The organism is Dechloromonas sp. ZY10 (assembly GCF_041378895.1).
GTDB classification, from domain to species: domain Bacteria; phylum Pseudomonadota; class Gammaproteobacteria; order Burkholderiales; family Rhodocyclaceae; genus Azonexus; species Azonexus aquae.
This window is the reverse complement of sequence record NZ_CP144212.1, coordinates 3,132,322-3,148,276: the sequence shown is the minus strand read 5'-3', so window position 1 is coordinate 3,148,276 and position 15,955 is coordinate 3,132,322. Positions and strand designations below refer to the sequence as shown.

The window sequence follows — 15,955 nt, the reverse complement described above, 5'->3', positions numbered from 1 at the left end:
GGCTACAACGTGGCACGTAAGACTCCTATCGAGCGTTACCGTAATATCGGTATTTCCGCTCACATTGACGCCGGCAAGACCACCACGACCGAGCGTATCCTCTACTACACCGGTGTTAACCACAAGATCGGTGAAGTGCACGACGGTGCTGCCACCATGGACTGGATGGAGCAGGAGCAGGAGCGTGGTATCACCATTACCTCCGCTGCAACGACCTGCTTCTGGAAGGGTATGGACAGTTCCTTCCCTGAGCACCGCTTCAATATCATCGACACCCCGGGACACGTTGACTTCACGATCGAAGTTGAGCGTTCCATGCGTGTTCTGGATGGTGCCTGCATGGTTTACTGTGCGGTCGGTGGCGTTCAGCCGCAGTCCGAAACTGTTTGGCGTCAAGCGACCAAGTACCAAGTGCCGCGTCTGGCCTTCGTGAACAAGATGGACCGTTCCGGTGCCAACTTCTTCAAGGTCGTTGACCAGATGAAGACCCGCCTGAAGGCCAATCCGGTGCCGATCGTGATCCCGATTGGTGCTGAAGATACCTTCGCTGGTGTGGTTGACCTGATCAAGATGAAGGCCATTTTCTGGGATGAAGCTTCCCAGGGTATGAAGTTCGATTACCGTGATATTCCGGCTGATCTGGTTGATACCGCTCAGGAATGGCGCGAACAGATGGTTGAAGCGGCTGCTGAAGCCTCTGAAGACCTGATGAACGAATACCTGGAAAACGGCGATCTGTCGGAAGAGAAGATCAAGCTGGGTCTGCGTCTGCGCACCCTGGCCTGCGAAATCCAGCCGATGCTGTGCGGTACTGCGTTCAAGAACAAGGGTGTGCAGCGCATGCTGGACGCCGTCATTGAACTGCTGCCGTCGCCGGTTGATATTCCGCCGGTTCAGGGTACGGACGAGCGCGAGCAGCCAGCTTCCCGCAAGGCTGATGACGCCGAAAAGTTCTCCGCTCTGGCATTCAAGCTGATGACCGACCCGTTCGTTGGTCAGCTGACCTTTATCCGTGTTTACTCGGGCGTGCTGAACTCCGGTGCAACCGTCTACAACTCGGTCAAGGGCAAGAAGGAGCGTATCGGCCGTATTCTGCAGATGCACGCCAACAACCGCGAGGAAATCAAGGAAGTTCTGGCTGGTGACATCGCCGCTTGCGTCGGTTTGAAGGAAGTTACCACGGGTGAAACCCTGTGTGATCCAGATGCCCCGATCATTCTTGAGCGCATGGTTTTCCCGGATCCGGTGATTCACGTCGCCGTCGAGCCGAAGACCAAGGGCGACCAGGAAAAGATGGGTCTGGCGCTGGGTCGTCTGGCTGCTGAAGATCCGTCCTTCCGCGTTCGTACTGACGAAGAATCCGGTCAGACCATTATTTCCGGTATGGGCGAATTGCACCTCGAAATCATCGTTGACCGCATGAAGCGCGAATTCAACGTTGAAGCCAACGTGGGGGCGCCGCAGGTTGCTTACCGCGAATGCATCAAGAAGGCTGTCGAGCAGGAAGGCAAGTTCGTCAAGCAGTCCGGTGGTCGTGGTCAGTTCGGTCACGTTTGGCTCAAGATCGAGCCGAATGAGCCGGGTGCAGGTTACGCTTTTGTCGATGCGATCAAGGGTGGCGTGGTTCCGCGCGAATACATCCCAGCAGTCGACAAGGGTCTGCAGGACGCGATCGCCAATGGCGTGCTTGCTGGCTTCCCTGTTGTCGATATTAAGTTCACGCTGTTTGACGGTTCTTACCACGACGTTGACTCGAACGAAAATGCATTCCGTATGGCTGCCTCGATGGCCTTCAAGGAAGGTATGAAGAAGGCTAGTCCGACGTTGCTTGAGCCGATGATGGCGGTTGTTGTCGAAACCCCGGAAGACTATATGGGGAACGTCATGGGCGATCTTTCGTCCCGTCGTGGCATCGTCCAGGGTATGGATGATTTGCCGGGTGGTACTAAGGAAGTTCGTGCAGAAGTTCCGCTGTCCGAAATGTTCGGTTATGCAACTTCGCTCCGCTCGTTGTCGCAAGGTCGTGCTACCTATTCCATGGAATTCAAGCACTACTCTGAGGCACCGAAGAACGTCGCCGAAGCTGTTATCAATAAGAAGTAATTTCTGTTCTATTTAATTTGGAGGTCCGAAAATGGCCAAGGAAAAATTTGAACGTACGAAGCCGCACGTTAACGTTGGTACGATTGGTCACGTTGACCACGGTAAGACCACGCTGACCGCTGCGATTACCACCGTGCTGGCTGCCAAGTTTGGTGGTGCAGCCAAGAAGTACGACGAAATCGATGCCGCTCCGGAAGAGAAGGCTCGCGGTATTACGATTAACACCGCTCACGTCGAATACGAAACCGAAAATCGTCACTATGCTCACGTTGACTGCCCGGGTCACGCTGACTACGTGAAGAACATGATTACCGGTGCCGCCCAGATGGACGGCGCGATCCTGGTGTGTTCCGCTGCTGACGGCCCGATGCCGCAGACTCGCGAGCACATCCTGCTGGCCCGTCAGGTTGGTGTGCCGTACGTTCTGGTGTTCATGAACAAGTGCGACATGGTTGACGACGCCGAGCTGCTCGAGCTGGTCGAAATGGAGCTGCGCGAGCTGCTGTCCAAGTACGACTTCCCGGGCGACGACACCCCGATCATCCACGGTTCCGCACTGAAGGCCCTGGAAGGCGACCAGTCCGAAATCGGTGAGCCGGCAATTTTCCGCCTGGCGGCTGCTCTGGATTCCTACATCCCGACCCCGGAACGTGCGGTTGATATGCCGTTCCTGATGCCGGTTGAAGACGTGTTCTCCATCTCTGGTCGCGGTACTGTTGTGACCGGCCGTGTTGAGCGCGGTATCGTCAAGGTTGGCGAAGAAATCGAAATCGTTGGTATTCGTCCGACCCAGAAGACCACCTGTACCGGTGTCGAAATGTTCCGCAAGCTGCTGGATCAGGGTCAGGCTGGCGACAACATCGGCGCGCTGCTGCGTGGTACCAAGCGTGAAGACGTCGAACGTGGTCAGGTGCTGTGCAAGCCGGGTTCCATCACCCCGCACACCCACTTCACGGGCGAAGTGTACGTTCTGTCCAAGGACGAAGGTGGTCGTCATACCCCGTTCTTTAACAACTACCGTCCGCAGTTCTACTTCCGTACTACCGACGTGACTGGCGCGATTTCGCTGCCGGAAGGCGTTGAGATGGTTATGCCGGGTGACAACATCCAGATGACCGTCAAGCTGATCGCCCCGATCGCTATGGAAGAGGGCCTGCGCTTCGCAATTCGCGAAGGTGGTCGTACCGTCGGTGCTGGCGTCGTCGCTAAGATCATCGAGTAATTGTACTTGGCGCCCGGGTCCTCGATTCGGGCGCTTATTTCGTTCTTTAAATCTGCTCTTTGGAAGCTGCTATGCAAAACCAGAAAATTCGTATTCGCCTGAAAGCCTTTGATTATCGTTTGATCGATCAGTCCGCTCAGGAGATTGTGGACACCGCCAAGCGTACTGGTGCCGTTGTTCGCGGTCCGGTTCCTTTGCCGACTCGCAAGCAGCGCTTTGATATTCTGCGCTCCCCGCACGTCAATAAGGCTTCTCGTGATCAGCTCGAGATTCGTACCCATCAGCGTCTGATGGATATCGTTGATCCGACTGATAAGACGGTTGATGCTCTGATGAAGCTGGATCTCCCGGCTGGCGTTGACGTCGAAATCAAGTTGCAGTAAGTCATAAAAGGCGGATATAATCCGCTTTTTTCGGGGGTGGCCGCTTTGCGGTTGCCCATTTGTTGTTTTACATCGACCGGCCAATCGCAGCCGGCGATGAGGAGAATAACCATGAGTCTAGGCCTTGTTGGTCGCAAGGTGGGCATGACTCGCATTTTTGCTGAGGATGGTGTTTCCATTCCGGTAACTGTGCTGGATGTGTCCAATAATCGTGTGACCCAAGTCAAAACGCCGGAGATCGACGGCTACGCAGCTGTTCAGGTCGCATTCGGCACGCGCCGCGCCTCGCGTGTTACCAAGCCGCTGGCGGGTCATCTCGCCAAGGCAGGGGTTGAGGCAGGTCACGTTCTCAAAGAGTTTCGTGTTGATGCAGAGCAATTGGCTGGCCTGAAGGCTGGTGATCAGATTGCTGTTACCTTGTTTGCTGAAGGGCAAAAGGTTGACGTTACCGGTCAGAGCATCGGTAAGGGCTTCCAGGGTGGCATCAAGCGTCACAATTTTTCCTCCAATCGTGCCTCTCACGGTAACTCGGTGTCGCATAACGCACCCGGTTCTATCGGTATGGCGCAGGATCCGGGTCGTGTGTTCCCTGGTAAGCGTATGGCTGGTCATTTGGGTGATGTTCAGGTAACCACTCAGTGCTTGACCGTTGTTCGTGTTGATGCCGAGCGTCAGCTCCTTTTGATCAAGGGTGCTGTTCCGGGGGCGAAGGGCTCTGACGTGGTCGTGCGTCCGGCGGTTAAGGCATAAGGGGGCGTCATGGAACTCAAGGTAATTAACGAGCAGGGCCAAGAAGCTGCGAAGCTTCAGGCTTCCGACGTTCTGTTTGGTCGCGAGTTTAACGAAGCGCTGGTGCATCAGATCGTCGTGGCTTATCAGGCCAATGCACGTGCTGGCAATCGCAAGCAGAAAGATCGCTCCGAGGTTAAGCACACCACCACCAAGCCGTGGCGCCAAAAGGGTACGGGTCGTGCCCGTGCCGGTAGTAATGGCTCGCCGCTGTGGCGTGGGGGTGGTCGCATTTTCCCGAACTCCCCGGAAGAAAACTTCACCCAGAAAGTGAACAAGAAGATGTTCCGCGCTGGGATGGCGTCTATTCTTTCCGAGTTGGCTCGCCAGGATCGCTTGGTGGTTGTCGAGGATATCGCAGTCGATGCACCGAAGACCAAGTTGTTCAGTCAGAAGCTGAAGAGCATGGGGCTGGAAGGTAATCTTCTGGTGGTTACCGACGTGCTCAACGAAAACCTCTATCTGTCGTCTCGCAACCTGCCGAATGTGCTGGTGCTTGAGGCACAGGAGGCTGATCCGGTTTCTCTGGTGCGTTTCGGCAAGGTTGTCGTAACCAAGAGCGCCGTTGCCAAGTTCGAGGAGATGTGGGGATGAATCAAGAACGTCTGATGCAGGTGCTGCTGGCGCCGCAAATCTCCGAAAAGGCAACTTTCATTGCTGATAAGAACGAGCAAGTTGTCTTCCGTGTTGCTTCCGATGCAACCAAGCCTGAAGTGAAAGCTGCTGTTGAATTGCTCTTCAAGGTTGAGGTTGACTCGGTTCAGGTGTGCAACGTTAAGGGTAAGGTCAAGCGCTTCCGCGGTGCTGTTGGTCGCCGCAAGGGCTGGAAAAAGGCTTTTGTCTGCCTGAAGCCTGGTCAGGAGATCAACTTCGTAGAAGGGGGTAATTCCTAATGGCTCTGGTAAAAGTAAAGCCGACTTCTCCTGGTCGTCGCGCAGTTGTTCAGGTGGTCAATCCTGATCTGCACAAGGGTAAGCCTTTTGCTGGTCTGGTTGAGTCGCAGTCCAAGCGCTCGGGTCGCAATAACAACGGTCGCGTGACTGTTCGCCATCAGGGCGGCGGTCACAAGCAGGCTTACCGCGTTATTGACTTCAAGCGTACCAAGGACGGTGTTCCTGGTAAAGTTGAGCGCCTCGAATACGACCCCAATCGCACTGCCAACATCGCGCTGGTTTTGTATGCGGACGGTGAGCGTCGCTACATCATTGCCAACAAGGGCATGGTGGTCGGTCAGCAGGTTATGAGTGGCTCTGAGGCCCCGATCAAGTCCGGTAACGCGCTGCCGATCCGTAATATTCCGGTCGGTACGACCATTTGCTGCGTGGAAATGCTTCCGGGCAAGGGGGCGCAAATCGCTCGCTCTGCTGGAACGTCTGTTCAGTTGCTGGCTCGCGACGGTGTGTATGCCCAGATTCGTCTGCGTTCTGGCGAGGTTCGTCGCGTCCACGTCGAGTGTCGTGCAACTGTTGGTGAAGTTGGTAACGAAGAGAACAATCTGCGCAAGATTGGTAAGGCCGGTGCGCAGCGCTGGCGTGGTATTCGTCCGACCGTTCGTGGTACGGCAATGAACCCGATCGATCACCCGCATGGTGGTGGTGAAGGTAAGACTGGCGAAGGCCGTGTGCCGGTTAACCCATGGGGTCAGCCGACTAAGGGTTATCGTACTCGCAAGAACAAGCGCACGAACAGCATGATCGTTCAGCGTCGTCATAAGCGTTAAGGGGTAGGAAATGGGACGTTCTCTTAAAAAGGGCCCGTTTGTTGATGCGCATCTGATCGACAAGGTCGAAGCAGTGCGCGCTTCTAACGACAAGCGCCCGATCAAGACCTGGTCGCGTCGCTCGACGATCCTCCCCGAGTTTATCGGTCTGACGATTGCGGTCCACAATGGTAAGCAGCATATTCCGGTTTTCGTTACCGAAAACATGGTTGGTCACAAGCTTGGCGAATTCTCTCTGACCCGTACTTTCAAGGGTCACACCGCCGGCAAAAAGGCCAAGAAGTAAGGAGCTGAAATGGAAACTCGTGCAAGTTTGCGAGGCGTACGCCTCTCCGCGCAAAAAGGTCGTCTCGTTGCCGACCTGGTGCGCGGCAAGCCGGTTGCTCAGGCTCTGAACATCCTGGCTTTTTGCCCTAAGAAGGGTGCAGGTATCGTTAAGAAGGTTCTCGAATCGGCTATTGCCAACGCAGAACATAACGACGGTGCTGACATCGATGAGCTGAAGGTTAAGACCATCTACGTCGAAAAAGGGATGGTCCTGAAGCGTTTCACCGCTCGGGCCAAGGGTCGTGGCAATCGGATCACCAAGCCGACCTGCCATATCTATCTGACCGTTGGTAACTAAGGAGAAGCCATGGGACAGAAAATTCATCCGACAGGCTTCCGTCTGGCCGTCACCAAAAACTGGAACTCCCGCTGGTATGCTAGCAGCAAGGATTTCCCTGGTATGCTGCAGGAAGATGTCAAGGTCCGTGAATATCTGAAGCGCAAGCTGGCTCATGCTTCGGTTGGTCGCGTCCTGATTGAGCGTCCTGCCAAGAATGCTCGCGTTACCGTGTATTCCGCACGTCCGGGTGTTGTGATTGGTAAGAAGGGCGAGGATATCGAGACCCTTCGTGCTGATCTGCAGCGGATCATGGGGGTTCCGGTTCACGTTTCCATCGAGGAAATCCGCAAGCCGGAGCTGGACGCTCAGTTGATTGCCGACTCGATTGCCCAGCAACTCGAGAAGCGCATCATGTTCCGTCGTGCCATGAAGCGCGCAATGCAGAACGCGATGCGTTTGGGTGCTCAGGGTATTAAGGTGATGAGCGCTGGTCGTCTTAATGGTGCGGAAATCGCACGTAGCGAATGGTACCGTGAAGGTCGTGTGCCGTTGCACACCCTGCGTGCCGATATCGATTACGCCACCTCCGAAGCTCGTACCACGTATGGTGTCATCGGTATCAAGGTTTGGGTCTACAAAGGTGATTTGCTCGATCGCAACGAACAGCCGGAAGTGGTTGAGCCGGCTGCTGAAGACCGTCGTGGTCGTCGCGCGCCTGGTAAGCCGGAAGGTGATCGTCCCCGTACCCGCGTTGCCAAGAAGGCAGACGGTGCGGATGCTGCCCCCGGTAAGCGTGTAAGAAAGGCAGGTGCTTAACATGCTGCAACCTAATCGTCGTAAGTTCCGCAAGGAGCACAAGGGTCGGAATGAAGGCCTGGCTACTCGCGGCGCTAAGGTTTCGTTCGGTGAGTGGGGCCTTAAGGCAACCGGGCGTGGTCGTCTGACGGCTCGTCAGATTGAGGCTGCCCGTCGTGCGATGACCCGCCACATTAAGCGGGGTGGTCGTATCTGGATTCGCATTTTCCCGGATAAGCCGATTTCCAAGAAGCCTGCCGAAGTCCGCATGGGTAACGGTAAGGGGAATCCGGAGTACTGGGTTGCTGAAATCCAGCCGGGTAAGGTTCTGTACGAGATGGACGGTGTTAGCGAAGCGCTGGCGCGCGAGGCTTTTGCTCTGGCTGCGGCCAAGCTGCCAATCTCGACCACCTTTGTGACTCGTCATCTGGGGTAATCATGAAAGCTAGTGAATTGAGAACCAAGAGCGTGGACGAGCTCAAGCAAGAATTGCTGGAGTTGCTGAAGGCGCAGTTTGGCCTGCGTATGCAGCTTGCTACCCAGCAGTTGGGCAATACCAGCCAAATTTCCAAGGTGCGTCGTGATATTGCTCGCGTCCGCACTCTTATTCGTGAAAAGGCGGTGCAGCAATGAGCGAATCCAGCATTAAGCGCACGCTGATCGGGCGTGTAGTGAGCGACAAGATGGACAAGACGGTCACCGTCTTGGTGGAGCGTAAGGTCAAGCACCCGATGTATGGGAAGGTTATGATCCGCTCGAAGAAGTATCATGCGCACAACGAAGGGAATGTGGCAAAGGCTGGTGATCTCGTCGAGATCATTGAGACTCGCCCGGTCTCCCGGACTAAGGCATGGGCCGTTACCACGGTGCTTGAAAAGGCCGTTGTGATTTAATTGCATCCACCTCTTGTCAGGTCTCAAAAGAAGCCGGTATAATCCGGCTTCTTTTTTGTGGCCCGTGTTCCGGGTTGCGAATTCGTTCGACCCGTACGGGTTCCAAGACTGACCGCTGAGGCGGATTAAGTTGGAGTTTAATTAAATGATTCAGATGCAGACGATTCTGGACGTCGCCGATAACACCGGTGCTCGTTCAGTGATGTGTATCAAGGTTCTGGGCGGCTCCAAGCGTCGCTATGCAGGCATTGGTGACATCATCAAGGTTAGTATCAAGGATGCTGCCCCTCGCGGTCGCGTCAAAAAGGGCGATGTCTACAATGCTGTCGTGGTGCGTACCGCCAAGGGCGTACGTCGCCCGGATGGCTCGCTGGTTCGCTTTGATGGCAATGCCGCTGTTCTTCTCAATACCAAGCTTGAGCCGATTGGCACTCGCATCTTCGGGCCCGTTACGCGCGAATTGCGTACCGAGCGCTTCATGAAGATCGTGTCCCTGGCTCCGGAAGTTCTCTAAGGGGTCGGTCGTGGAAAAGATCCGCAAAGGCGACGAAATTATTGTTCTTACCGGCAAGGATAAGGGCAAGCGTGGCACCGTGCTTAAGCGCATTGATGCAGAGCATGTGGTTGTCGAGGGTGTGAATCGTGCCAAGAAGCACGTTCGTCCGAATCCTGTAAAGGGGGTTGCGGGTGGCATCGTCGATAAGGATATGCCGATTCATGTTTCCAATATTGCATTGTTCAATGCGGTTACCGGCAAGGCAGATCGCGTCGGTTTCAAGGTGTTGGAAGATGGTCGCAAGGTTCGCGTGTTCAAGTCGAACGGCGAGCCGGTGAACGCTTAAGGGGTTGCTCATGGCACGTTTGCAGCAGTTTTACAAAGAGACGGTTGTTGCTGATTTGCAGAAGCAATTCGGTTACAAGTCCGTTATGGAGGTGCCGCGCATCACCAAAATCACCCTGAACATGGGGGTTGGTGAGGCGGTTGCCGACAAGAAGGTTCTCGAAAACGCGATTGGCGATATGCAGAAGATTGCCGGCCAAAAGCCGGTGGCTACCAAGGCTCGCAAGTCAATCGCTGGCTTCAAGATTCGTGACGGCTATCCCATCGGTTGCATGGTTACCCTGCGCGGTCCGCGGATGTTTGAATTCCTCGATCGCTTGGTGACTATCGCCTTGCCGCGTGTTCGCGATTTTCGCGGTATCTCCGGTAAGGGTTTTGACGGTCAGGGTAACTACAACATGGGCGTCAAAGAGCAGATTATTTTCCCGGAAATCGAGTACGACAAGATCGATGCTCTCCGCGGTATGAATATCAGCATTACGACGACTGCGAAAACCGATGCTGAAGCCAAGGCGCTTCTCACGGCGTTCAAGTTCCCGTTCAAGAATTGAGGCAATCATGGCAAAACTTGCTCTGATCAATCGCGAAGAAAAGCGCCGCAAGCTTGTGGCTCAGTTCGCTGCTAAGCGTGCTGCGTTGGAAGCTGTTATCAATGATGTGAGCCTGTCTGATGAGGAGCGTTTTGAAGCTCGTCTCAAGCTGCAGGCCCTGCCCCGCAATTCCAGCCCGACCCGCTTGCGCAACCGCTGCCAACTGACTGGTCGTCCTCGGGGTGTTTTCCGTAAATTCGGTCTGTGTCGTAACAAGATCCGTGAGCTTGCCTTTAATGGCGAGATTCCGGGGATTGTTAAGGCCAGCTGGTAATTCAGGAGTTACAGAATATGGCAATGAGCGATCCGATCGCGGATATGCTGACCCGCATCCGCAACGCCCAGCTCGCCGAAAAGGCGTCTGTCTCCGTTCCGTCCTCCAAGCTCAAGGTTGCTATTGCGGCCGTTCTTAAGGACGAGGGCTATATCGAAGATTTTGCTGTTCGCCAGACCGACGGCAAGGCTAATCTTGAAATTGGGCTGAAGTACTACGCCGGTCGTCCGGTTATCGAGCGCATCGAGCGTGTTTCCAAGCCTGGTCTGCGTATCTACAAGGGCTGCGAGGATATTCCGCGTGTTATGAATGGCCTGGGTGTGGCGATTGTTTCCACTCCCAAGGGTGTTATGACCGATCGCAAGGCTCGCGCTACCAAAGTTGGTGGCGAAGTGCTCTGCATCGTCGCGTAAGGGGTCCTGATCATGTCTCGTATCGGTAAGAATCCCGTTGTGCTCCCCGCTGGTGTTGAGGTGACCGTTGGTCAGCAAATCGTTGTCAAGGGCCCGTTGGGTTCGCTGGCAACTGCTAACCATCCTGCGGTTGCCGTCACTGTCGATGGCGGTGCTGTTTCCGTGGCCAAGGTCGAAGGTGTGGCAGGTGCTGCCGCGATGTGGGGTACGATGCGTGCCAACATCGCCAATATGGTCACTGGCGTCTCCAAAGGCTTCGAGCGCAAGCTGCAATTGGTCGGCGTGGGTTACCGCGCACAGGCCCAAGGCGATGTCCTTAATCTGTCTCTCGGCTTTTCCCATCCCGTCGCGCACAAGATGCCGGCCGGTGTAAAGGTTGAATGTCCGACTCAGACCGAAATCATCGTTAAGGGTTCCGACAAGCAGCAGGTCGGTCAGGTTGCCGCCGAAATTCGTGCCTATCGCAAGCCGGAGCCCTATAAGGGCAAAGGTGTTCGCTATGCGGACGAAGTGGTGGTTATCAAGGAAACCAAGAAGAAGTAAGGGTGGCATATGTTTAACAAGAAGCAAGCGCGTTTGCGCCGTGCCCGCAAAACCCGGGCCAAAATCGCCGAACTCAATGCTGTGCGCTTGTGCGTTAATCGCACTAACTGCCACATCTATGCTCAGGTTATTTCCGCTTGTGGCGGAAAGGTCCTGGCTTCGGCTTCCACTCTGGATAAAAATGTTCGCGAAGCCGTTGCAAACGGTGGCAACAAGGCAGCGGCTGCTGCTATCGGCAAGCTGATCGCCGAGCGTGCCAAGGCTGCTGGTATCGAACAGGTCGCTTTCGACCGCTCCGGGCACCAGTACCATGGTCGTATTCAGGCGTTGGCAGAAGCCGCGCGTGAAGGCGGTTTGAAGTTCTAAGCGACGCCGACAGAACGAGGTTAAGAAATGGCTAAACCTGAAAGAAACAAGAAGCCGCAACAGGCTGATGAGCGCGACGACGGTTTGCGCGAGAAGATGGTTGCGGTGAATCGCGTCACCAAAGTGGTCAAGGGCGGTCGGATTCTCGGCTTTGCAGCGTTGACTGTGGTTGGTGATGGTGATGGCGCTATTGGCATGGGTAAGGGCAAGTCCCGCGAAGTGCCGGTTGCTGTTCAGAAGGCAATGGACGAGGCGCGTCGCAAGATGGCCAAGGTCAGTCTCAAGAACGGTACTGTTCATCACACCGTGATGGGCCGTCATGGCGCTACCACCGTGATGATCCAGCCGGCGCCGGAAGGTACCGGGATCATTGCTGGCGGTGCTATGCGTGCCGTGTTCGAAGTTGTCGGCGTGACCAACGTGGTTGCTAAGGCTCACGGCTCGACCAATCCCTACAACATCGTGCGTGCCACCATTGACGGTTTGTCCAAGGTGAATACGCCGGCTGAAATCGCCGCCAAGCGTGGTCTTTCGGTCGAACAGATTCTGGGGTAAGCAATGTCTGACAAAAAGATCAAGGTGACGCTCGTCAAGAGCATCATTGGTACCAAGCAGGATCATCGCGCCACCGTTCGTGGTCTGGGCCTGCGCAAGTTGAACAGCTCTGCTGAGTTGCTGGATACGCCTGCTGTTCGCGGCATGATTCAGAAGGTTCAGTATCTCGTCAAGGTTGAGGGTTAATCGATGCGTCTCAATACCATTCAGCCCGGTGAGGGCTCCAAGCACGCTGCAAAGCGCGTCGGTCGCGGTATTGGTTCCGGTCTTGGTAAGACCTGTGGCCGTGGCCATAAGGGCCAGAAGTCCCGTTCGGGTGGCTTCCACAAGGTCGGCTTTGAAGGCGGTCAAATGCCTTTGCAGCGCCGGTTGCCTAAGCGCGGCTTCAACTCCTTGACTCGCGCCCGTAACTACGAGGTTCGCCTCACTGATCTGGATCGCCTGCCGATTGATGAAATCGATCTGCTGGCGCTGCAGGCAGCTGGTGTGGTTCCTGGTGACGCCCTGTCGGCCAAGGTGATTCTGGCTGGCGAGATCACCCGCAAGGTGACCTTGAAGGGGGTTGGTGCCACCAAGGGTGCGAAGGCTGCTATCGAAGCCGCTGGCGGCTCTGTCGCTGAGTAAGTTGTAGAAAGGTCTGAACGTTGGCTGCAAATCCGAACACTGTCGCCAAGGGCGGCAAATTTGGTGATCTCAAGCGCCGTCTCTGGTTTTTGCTAGGGGCGCTGGTTGTGTACCGCATCGGAGCTCATATTCCGGTGCCGGGTATTGATCCCAACGTTCTATCCGATCTGTTTAATTCGCAACAGGGCGGCATTCTGGGCATGTTCAACATGTTCTCGGGTGGTGCCCTGTCGCGATTCACCATTTTCGCATTGGGGATCATGCCGTATATTTCGGCGTCGATCATCATGCAGTTGATGACGGTAGCCAGCCCTCAGCTGGAAGCGCTAAAAAAAGAGGGTGAGGCAGGCCGTCGCAAGATTACCCAGTACACGCGCTACGGCACGGTCCTGTTGGCTCTTTTCCAAGGTCTTGGGATCGCTGTTGCCCTCGAGGCGCAACCAGGTTTGGTTAACGACCCCGGCTTCCTCTTCCGTTTGACCACGGTATCCACCCTTCTTACTGGCACCATGTTCCTCATGTGGCTGGGTGAGCAGATTACCGAACGTGGTCTGGGCAACGGCATTTCGATCATTATCTTTGCTGGTATTGCAGCTGGCTTGCCGAATGCCATTGGCGGGCTGCTGGAATTGGTGCGCACCGGTGCGATGCATCCGCTGACTGCTTTGATCATTTGTATTTTGGTGGTCTTGGTCACTGCGTTCGTGGTGTTCGTCGAGCGTGGGCAGCGCAAGATTCTGGTCAATTACGCCAAGCGCCAGGTAGGTAACAAGATGTATGGTGGGCAAAGTTCGCATCTGCCCTTGAAATTGAATATGGCTGGTGTCATTCCGCCCATTTTTGCTTCATCCATCATCCTGTTTCCGGCAACCGCGGCTGGATGGTTTGGTTCTGGTGACTCGATGCGCTGGCTGAAAGATGTTGCCGCGACCCTGTCACCCGGACAACCGATCTACGTGATGCTGTACGCAGCTGCCATTGTATTTTTCTGTTTCTTCTATACTGCGCTGGTCTTTAACTCGAAGGAAACAGCCGATAACTTGAAGAAGAGCGGCGCTTTTGTCCCGGGGATTCGTCCCGGTGAGCAAACTGCCCGTTATATCGACAAGATTTTGATGCGGTTGACGTTGATTGGCGCAGCTTATATCACCCTGGTCTGCCTGTTGCCTGAATTCCTGATCTTGAAGTGGAATGTTCCGTTCTATTTTGGTGGTACGTCGTTGCTGATCATTGTGGTTGTTACCATGGATTTCATGGCGCAAGTTCAAGCATATGTGATGTCGCATCAATATGAGAGCCTGCTCAAGAAAGCGAATTTCAAGGGCTCCCCGACAATGATCAAGTAAGTAGTTATGGCGAAAGAAGACTACATCGAGATGCAAGGTGAGGTTCTCGAAAACCTGCCTAATGCGACCTTCAAGGTCAAGCTGGAAAATGGCCATGTAGTACATGGCTTCATTTCCGGGAAAATGCGGATGCATTACATCCGGATCCTTCCCGGTGACAAGGTAACGGTGCAATTAACACCGTACGATCTTAGCAAGGCGCGGATTGTTTTCCGCGCAAAGTAACGGTTCTCTACGCAATAACCGCTGGGCGACGAATCACGGCTGCTTCCTAGCCCGGCAGACGAGGAGTTAAACATGAAAGTGCAACCTTCTGTGAAGCGCATTTGCCGCAACTGCAAAGTGATCCGTCGCAAGGGCGTCGTGCGCATCATTTGCAAGGACCCGCGTCATAAGCAGCGCCAGGGTTAATTCCCTGGCATGTCCGGCATTTGTTAATTTTAGAAATATTGGAGTGATTCAATGGCCCGTATTGCTGGGGTAAACATTCCGAACCACAAGCATGCTGAAATCGCGTTGACCGCGATTTTCGGCATCGGCCGTACGCGTGCACAGCTGATCTGTGATGCAGCCGGCGTGGCTCGTACCACGAAAATGAAAGATGTCACCGACGCCGAGATGGATCGTCTGCGTGACGAAGTTGCTAAGTTCACCGTCGAAGGCGACCTGCGTCGCGAAGTGACCATGAGCATCAAGCGTCTGATGGACCTTGGCTGCTACCGTGGCCTGCGTCACCGCAAGGGCTTGCCTTGCCGTGGCCAGCGCACCAAGACCAATGCACGTACCCGCAAGGGCCCGCGCAAGGCTATCGCCGGTAAGAAGTAATAGGAACGAAAAATGGCAAAGACTGCTACCAAAGTTCGCAAAAAGGTTAAAAAGAACGTTGCTGAGGGCATTGCCCACATCCACGCCTCGTTCAATAACACCATCATCACCATCACCGATCGCCAGGGCAATGCGCTTTCGTGGGCTACCTCTGGCGGCGCCGGTTTCCGTGGCTCCCGCAAGTCCACCCCGTTTGCCGCTCAGGTGGCTGCCGAAGCTGCTGGCAAAGTGGCTCAGGAATGTGGCGTCAAGAATCTGGAAGTTCGCATCAAGGGCCCTGGTCCCGGTCGTGAGTCCTCCGTCCGCGCACTCAACGCGCTGGGCATGAAGATCACCGCGATTTCCGATGTCACGCCGGTGCCGCACAACGGCTGCCGTCCGCCCAAGAAGCGCCGCATTTAAGGAGTAAGACAAGTGGCTCGTAATCTCGATCCCAAGTGCCGTCAGTGCCGCCGTGAAGGCGAGAAGCTCTTCCTGAAGGGCGAAAAGTGTTACACCGACAAGTGCGCGATTGAACGCCGTTCCTACGCTCCCGGTCAGCACGGCCAGAAGTCCGGTGCCCGTTTGTCTGACTACGGCGTGCATCTTCGCGCCAAGCAGAAGATTCGTCGCGTTTATGGCGTTCTGGAAGGTCAGTTCCGCAAGACCTTCGCCGAAGCCGATCGCCGCAAAGGCCAAACCGGCGAAAACCTGCTGCAATTGCTCGAAGCCCGTCTGGACTCCGTTGCCTATCGCATGGGTTTTGGTGCTTCCCGCACCGAGTCCCGCCAGGTCGTTCGCCACAATGGCGTTCTGGTCAATGGCAAGCGTGTCAACATTCCGTCCTATATCGTCAAGCCGGGTGATGTTGTTCAGCTGACTGATCGTGCCCGTGCTTCCCTGCGTTGCAAGGCTGCTCTCGAAGCCGCTGAGTCCCGTGGGTTCCCGGAGTGGATTTCGGTTGATGTCAAGGAAGGCAAAGGTACGTTCAAGGCGATGCCGCAGCGTTCCGAGTTGCCTGCCAACCTGAACGAAGGTCTGGTCATCGAACTTTACTCGAAGTAATTCCACTTCGCCGAGGATATTA

Annotated in this window: 29 protein-coding genes; all 29 read left to right on the top strand. The window is 55.2% G+C overall.

What is annotated here, in order from left to right:
- Nucleotides 1-9: 9 nt before the first annotated feature.
- The 29 genes from fusA (at nucleotide 10) to rpsD (ending at nucleotide 15,933) form a co-directional block, all read left to right on the top strand.
- On the top strand, nucleotides 10-2,103 hold the full coding sequence (gene fusA / locus VX159_RS14405; protein WP_371323576.1) for an elongation factor G: 2,094 nt from the start codon (nucleotides 10-12) through the stop codon (nucleotides 2,101-2,103).
- 31 nt (nucleotides 2,104-2,134) lie between these two features.
- On the top strand, nucleotides 2,135-3,325 hold the full coding sequence (gene tuf / locus VX159_RS14400) for an elongation factor Tu (RefSeq protein WP_371323575.1): 1,191 nt from the start codon (nucleotides 2,135-2,137) through the stop codon (nucleotides 3,323-3,325).
- A gap of 71 nt (nucleotides 3,326-3,396) precedes the next feature.
- Nucleotides 3,397-3,708 carry a 30S ribosomal protein S10 gene (rpsJ, locus tag VX159_RS14395; RefSeq protein ID WP_371323574.1) on the top strand — a complete coding sequence of 104 codons (312 nt, stop codon included), beginning with the start codon at nucleotides 3,397-3,399 and terminating at the stop codon, nucleotides 3,706-3,708.
- 111 nt (nucleotides 3,709-3,819) lie between these two features.
- Entirely contained in the window at nucleotides 3,820-4,458 is a 639-nt protein-coding gene (gene rplC / locus VX159_RS14390; RefSeq protein ID WP_371323573.1) for a 50S ribosomal protein L3, read from the top strand.
- Between the two features lie 9 nt (nucleotides 4,459-4,467).
- Complete coding sequence (gene rplD / locus VX159_RS14385; RefSeq protein WP_371323572.1) at nucleotides 4,468-5,091, top strand: 50S ribosomal protein L4; 624 nt, start codon at nucleotides 4,468-4,470, stop codon at nucleotides 5,089-5,091.
- Nucleotides 5,088-5,390, top strand: coding sequence for a 50S ribosomal protein L23 (gene rplW / locus VX159_RS14380; RefSeq protein ID WP_371323571.1), 303 nt, complete (start codon nucleotides 5,088-5,090; stop codon nucleotides 5,388-5,390). Before rplD ends, rplW begins: the two co-directional genes overlap by 4 nt.
- Nucleotides 5,390-6,217, top strand: coding sequence for a 50S ribosomal protein L2 (gene rplB / locus VX159_RS14375; RefSeq protein WP_371323570.1), 828 nt, complete (start codon nucleotides 5,390-5,392; stop codon nucleotides 6,215-6,217). Before rplW ends, rplB begins: the two co-directional genes overlap by 1 nt.
- A 10-nt stretch (nucleotides 6,218-6,227) precedes the next feature.
- Nucleotides 6,228-6,503, top strand: a complete 276-nt coding sequence (rpsS, locus tag VX159_RS14370; RefSeq protein ID WP_290899124.1) for a 30S ribosomal protein S19 — start codon at nucleotides 6,228-6,230, stop codon at nucleotides 6,501-6,503.
- A gap of 9 nt (nucleotides 6,504-6,512) precedes the next feature.
- Nucleotides 6,513-6,842 (top strand): 50S ribosomal protein L22, encoded by a 330-nt coding sequence (rplV, locus tag VX159_RS14365; RefSeq protein ID WP_371323569.1) that lies wholly within the window; start codon nucleotides 6,513-6,515, stop codon nucleotides 6,840-6,842.
- A 9-nt stretch (nucleotides 6,843-6,851) separates the two neighbouring features.
- On the top strand, nucleotides 6,852-7,640 hold the full coding sequence (gene rpsC / locus VX159_RS14360) for a 30S ribosomal protein S3 (RefSeq protein WP_371323568.1): 789 nt from the start codon (nucleotides 6,852-6,854) through the stop codon (nucleotides 7,638-7,640).
- 1 nt (nucleotide 7,641) lies between these two features.
- Nucleotides 7,642-8,055: a 50S ribosomal protein L16 gene (gene rplP, locus VX159_RS14355; RefSeq protein ID WP_371323567.1), complete on the top strand. Its 414-nt coding sequence runs from the start codon at nucleotides 7,642-7,644 to the stop codon at nucleotides 8,053-8,055.
- Between the two features lie 2 nt (nucleotides 8,056-8,057).
- Nucleotides 8,058-8,252: a 50S ribosomal protein L29 gene (rpmC, locus tag VX159_RS14350; protein ID WP_371323566.1), complete on the top strand. Its 195-nt coding sequence runs from the start codon at nucleotides 8,058-8,060 to the stop codon at nucleotides 8,250-8,252.
- Nucleotides 8,249-8,512, top strand: a complete 264-nt coding sequence (gene rpsQ, locus VX159_RS14345) for a 30S ribosomal protein S17 (protein ID WP_371323565.1) — start codon at nucleotides 8,249-8,251, stop codon at nucleotides 8,510-8,512. The genes rpmC and rpsQ overlap by 4 nt, the downstream gene beginning before the upstream one ends.
- A gap of 145 nt (nucleotides 8,513-8,657) precedes the next feature.
- On the top strand, nucleotides 8,658-9,026 hold the full coding sequence (gene rplN, locus VX159_RS14340) for a 50S ribosomal protein L14 (protein ID WP_371323564.1): 369 nt from the start codon (nucleotides 8,658-8,660) through the stop codon (nucleotides 9,024-9,026).
- A gap of 10 nt (nucleotides 9,027-9,036) precedes the next feature.
- Nucleotides 9,037-9,354 (top strand): 50S ribosomal protein L24, encoded by a 318-nt coding sequence (gene rplX / locus VX159_RS14335; RefSeq protein ID WP_371323563.1) that lies wholly within the window; start codon nucleotides 9,037-9,039, stop codon nucleotides 9,352-9,354.
- 10 nt (nucleotides 9,355-9,364) lie between these two features.
- Nucleotides 9,365-9,904 (top strand): 50S ribosomal protein L5, encoded by a 540-nt coding sequence (rplE, locus tag VX159_RS14330; RefSeq protein WP_371323562.1) that lies wholly within the window; start codon nucleotides 9,365-9,367, stop codon nucleotides 9,902-9,904.
- Between the two features lie 7 nt (nucleotides 9,905-9,911).
- Nucleotides 9,912-10,217, top strand: a complete 306-nt coding sequence (rpsN, locus tag VX159_RS14325) for a 30S ribosomal protein S14 (RefSeq protein ID WP_371323561.1) — start codon at nucleotides 9,912-9,914, stop codon at nucleotides 10,215-10,217.
- Between the two features lie 17 nt (nucleotides 10,218-10,234).
- Nucleotides 10,235-10,630, top strand: a complete 396-nt coding sequence (rpsH, locus tag VX159_RS14320) for a 30S ribosomal protein S8 (protein ID WP_371323560.1) — start codon at nucleotides 10,235-10,237, stop codon at nucleotides 10,628-10,630.
- Between the two features lie 12 nt (nucleotides 10,631-10,642).
- Nucleotides 10,643-11,173 (top strand): 50S ribosomal protein L6, encoded by a 531-nt coding sequence (gene rplF / locus VX159_RS14315; RefSeq protein WP_371323559.1) that lies wholly within the window; start codon nucleotides 10,643-10,645, stop codon nucleotides 11,171-11,173.
- Nucleotides 11,174-11,182: 9 nt separating this feature from the next.
- Entirely contained in the window at nucleotides 11,183-11,539 is a 357-nt protein-coding gene (gene rplR / locus VX159_RS14310; RefSeq protein WP_371323558.1) for a 50S ribosomal protein L18, read from the top strand.
- Nucleotides 11,540-11,566: 27 nt separating this feature from the next.
- Nucleotides 11,567-12,094, top strand: coding sequence for a 30S ribosomal protein S5 (gene rpsE, locus VX159_RS14305; protein WP_371323557.1), 528 nt, complete (start codon nucleotides 11,567-11,569; stop codon nucleotides 12,092-12,094).
- A 3-nt stretch (nucleotides 12,095-12,097) separates the two neighbouring features.
- Entirely contained in the window at nucleotides 12,098-12,280 is a 183-nt protein-coding gene (gene rpmD, locus VX159_RS14300; protein WP_028994202.1) for a 50S ribosomal protein L30, read from the top strand.
- Between the two features lie 3 nt (nucleotides 12,281-12,283).
- Nucleotides 12,284-12,718, top strand: a complete 435-nt coding sequence (gene rplO / locus VX159_RS14295; protein WP_371323556.1) for a 50S ribosomal protein L15 — start codon at nucleotides 12,284-12,286, stop codon at nucleotides 12,716-12,718.
- Between the two features lie 20 nt (nucleotides 12,719-12,738).
- The gene (gene secY, locus VX159_RS14290) at nucleotides 12,739-14,064 is read left to right on the top strand and encodes a preprotein translocase subunit SecY (RefSeq protein WP_371323555.1); all 1,326 of its coding nucleotides are present in this window, start codon (nucleotides 12,739-12,741) and stop codon (nucleotides 14,062-14,064) included.
- 6 nt (nucleotides 14,065-14,070) lie between these two features.
- Complete coding sequence (gene infA, locus VX159_RS14285) at nucleotides 14,071-14,289, top strand: translation initiation factor IF-1 (RefSeq protein WP_290899074.1); 219 nt, start codon at nucleotides 14,071-14,073, stop codon at nucleotides 14,287-14,289.
- A 72-nt stretch (nucleotides 14,290-14,361) separates the two neighbouring features.
- A complete protein-coding gene (gene rpmJ, locus VX159_RS14280) occupies nucleotides 14,362-14,475 on the top strand; it encodes a 50S ribosomal protein L36 (RefSeq protein WP_011286109.1) in 114 nt (37 codons plus the stop codon).
- Between the two features lie 51 nt (nucleotides 14,476-14,526).
- Nucleotides 14,527-14,889 (top strand): 30S ribosomal protein S13, encoded by a 363-nt coding sequence (gene rpsM / locus VX159_RS14275; RefSeq protein ID WP_371323554.1) that lies wholly within the window; start codon nucleotides 14,527-14,529, stop codon nucleotides 14,887-14,889.
- Nucleotides 14,890-14,901: 12 nt separating this feature from the next.
- Complete coding sequence (rpsK, locus tag VX159_RS14270; protein ID WP_028994208.1) at nucleotides 14,902-15,291, top strand: 30S ribosomal protein S11; 390 nt, start codon at nucleotides 14,902-14,904, stop codon at nucleotides 15,289-15,291.
- A 12-nt stretch (nucleotides 15,292-15,303) separates the two neighbouring features.
- Nucleotides 15,304-15,933 carry a 30S ribosomal protein S4 gene (gene rpsD, locus VX159_RS14265; RefSeq protein WP_371323553.1) on the top strand — a complete coding sequence of 210 codons (630 nt, stop codon included), beginning with the start codon at nucleotides 15,304-15,306 and terminating at the stop codon, nucleotides 15,931-15,933.
- The last annotated feature ends 22 nt before the right edge of the window (nucleotides 15,934-15,955 follow it).

Coding starts and splice junctions, on each gene's coding strand:
- tuf (WP_371323575.1), top strand. CDS start 2,135: ATGGCCAAGGAAAAATTTGAACGTACGAAGCCGCACGTTAACGTTGGT.
- rpsJ (WP_371323574.1), top strand. CDS start 3,397: ATGCAAAACCAGAAAATTCGTATTCGCCTGAAAGCCTTTGATTATCGT.
- rplC (WP_371323573.1), top strand. CDS start 3,820: ATGAGTCTAGGCCTTGTTGGTCGCAAGGTGGGCATGACTCGCATTTTT.
- rplD (WP_371323572.1), top strand. CDS start 4,468: ATGGAACTCAAGGTAATTAACGAGCAGGGCCAAGAAGCTGCGAAGCTT.
- rplW (WP_371323571.1), top strand. CDS start 5,088: ATGAATCAAGAACGTCTGATGCAGGTGCTGCTGGCGCCGCAAATCTCC.
- rplB (WP_371323570.1), top strand. CDS start 5,390: ATGGCTCTGGTAAAAGTAAAGCCGACTTCTCCTGGTCGTCGCGCAGTT.
- rpsS (WP_290899124.1), top strand. CDS start 6,228: ATGGGACGTTCTCTTAAAAAGGGCCCGTTTGTTGATGCGCATCTGATC.
- rplV (WP_371323569.1), top strand. CDS start 6,513: ATGGAAACTCGTGCAAGTTTGCGAGGCGTACGCCTCTCCGCGCAAAAA.
- rpsC (WP_371323568.1), top strand. CDS start 6,852: ATGGGACAGAAAATTCATCCGACAGGCTTCCGTCTGGCCGTCACCAAA.
- rplP (WP_371323567.1), top strand. CDS start 7,642: ATGCTGCAACCTAATCGTCGTAAGTTCCGCAAGGAGCACAAGGGTCGG.
- rpmC (WP_371323566.1), top strand. CDS start 8,058: ATGAAAGCTAGTGAATTGAGAACCAAGAGCGTGGACGAGCTCAAGCAA.
- rpsQ (WP_371323565.1), top strand. CDS start 8,249: ATGAGCGAATCCAGCATTAAGCGCACGCTGATCGGGCGTGTAGTGAGC.
- rplN (WP_371323564.1), top strand. CDS start 8,658: ATGATTCAGATGCAGACGATTCTGGACGTCGCCGATAACACCGGTGCT.
- rplE (WP_371323562.1), top strand. CDS start 9,365: ATGGCACGTTTGCAGCAGTTTTACAAAGAGACGGTTGTTGCTGATTTG.
- rpsN (WP_371323561.1), top strand. CDS start 9,912: ATGGCAAAACTTGCTCTGATCAATCGCGAAGAAAAGCGCCGCAAGCTT.
- rpsH (WP_371323560.1), top strand. CDS start 10,235: ATGGCAATGAGCGATCCGATCGCGGATATGCTGACCCGCATCCGCAAC.
- rplF (WP_371323559.1), top strand. CDS start 10,643: ATGTCTCGTATCGGTAAGAATCCCGTTGTGCTCCCCGCTGGTGTTGAG.
- rplR (WP_371323558.1), top strand. CDS start 11,183: ATGTTTAACAAGAAGCAAGCGCGTTTGCGCCGTGCCCGCAAAACCCGG.
- rpsE (WP_371323557.1), top strand. CDS start 11,567: ATGGCTAAACCTGAAAGAAACAAGAAGCCGCAACAGGCTGATGAGCGC.
- rpmD (WP_028994202.1), top strand. CDS start 12,098: ATGTCTGACAAAAAGATCAAGGTGACGCTCGTCAAGAGCATCATTGGT.
- rplO (WP_371323556.1), top strand. CDS start 12,284: ATGCGTCTCAATACCATTCAGCCCGGTGAGGGCTCCAAGCACGCTGCA.
- infA (WP_290899074.1), top strand. CDS start 14,071: ATGGCGAAAGAAGACTACATCGAGATGCAAGGTGAGGTTCTCGAAAAC.
- rpmJ (WP_011286109.1), top strand. CDS start 14,362: ATGAAAGTGCAACCTTCTGTGAAGCGCATTTGCCGCAACTGCAAAGTG.
- rpsM (WP_371323554.1), top strand. CDS start 14,527: ATGGCCCGTATTGCTGGGGTAAACATTCCGAACCACAAGCATGCTGAA.
- rpsK (WP_028994208.1), top strand. CDS start 14,902: ATGGCAAAGACTGCTACCAAAGTTCGCAAAAAGGTTAAAAAGAACGTT.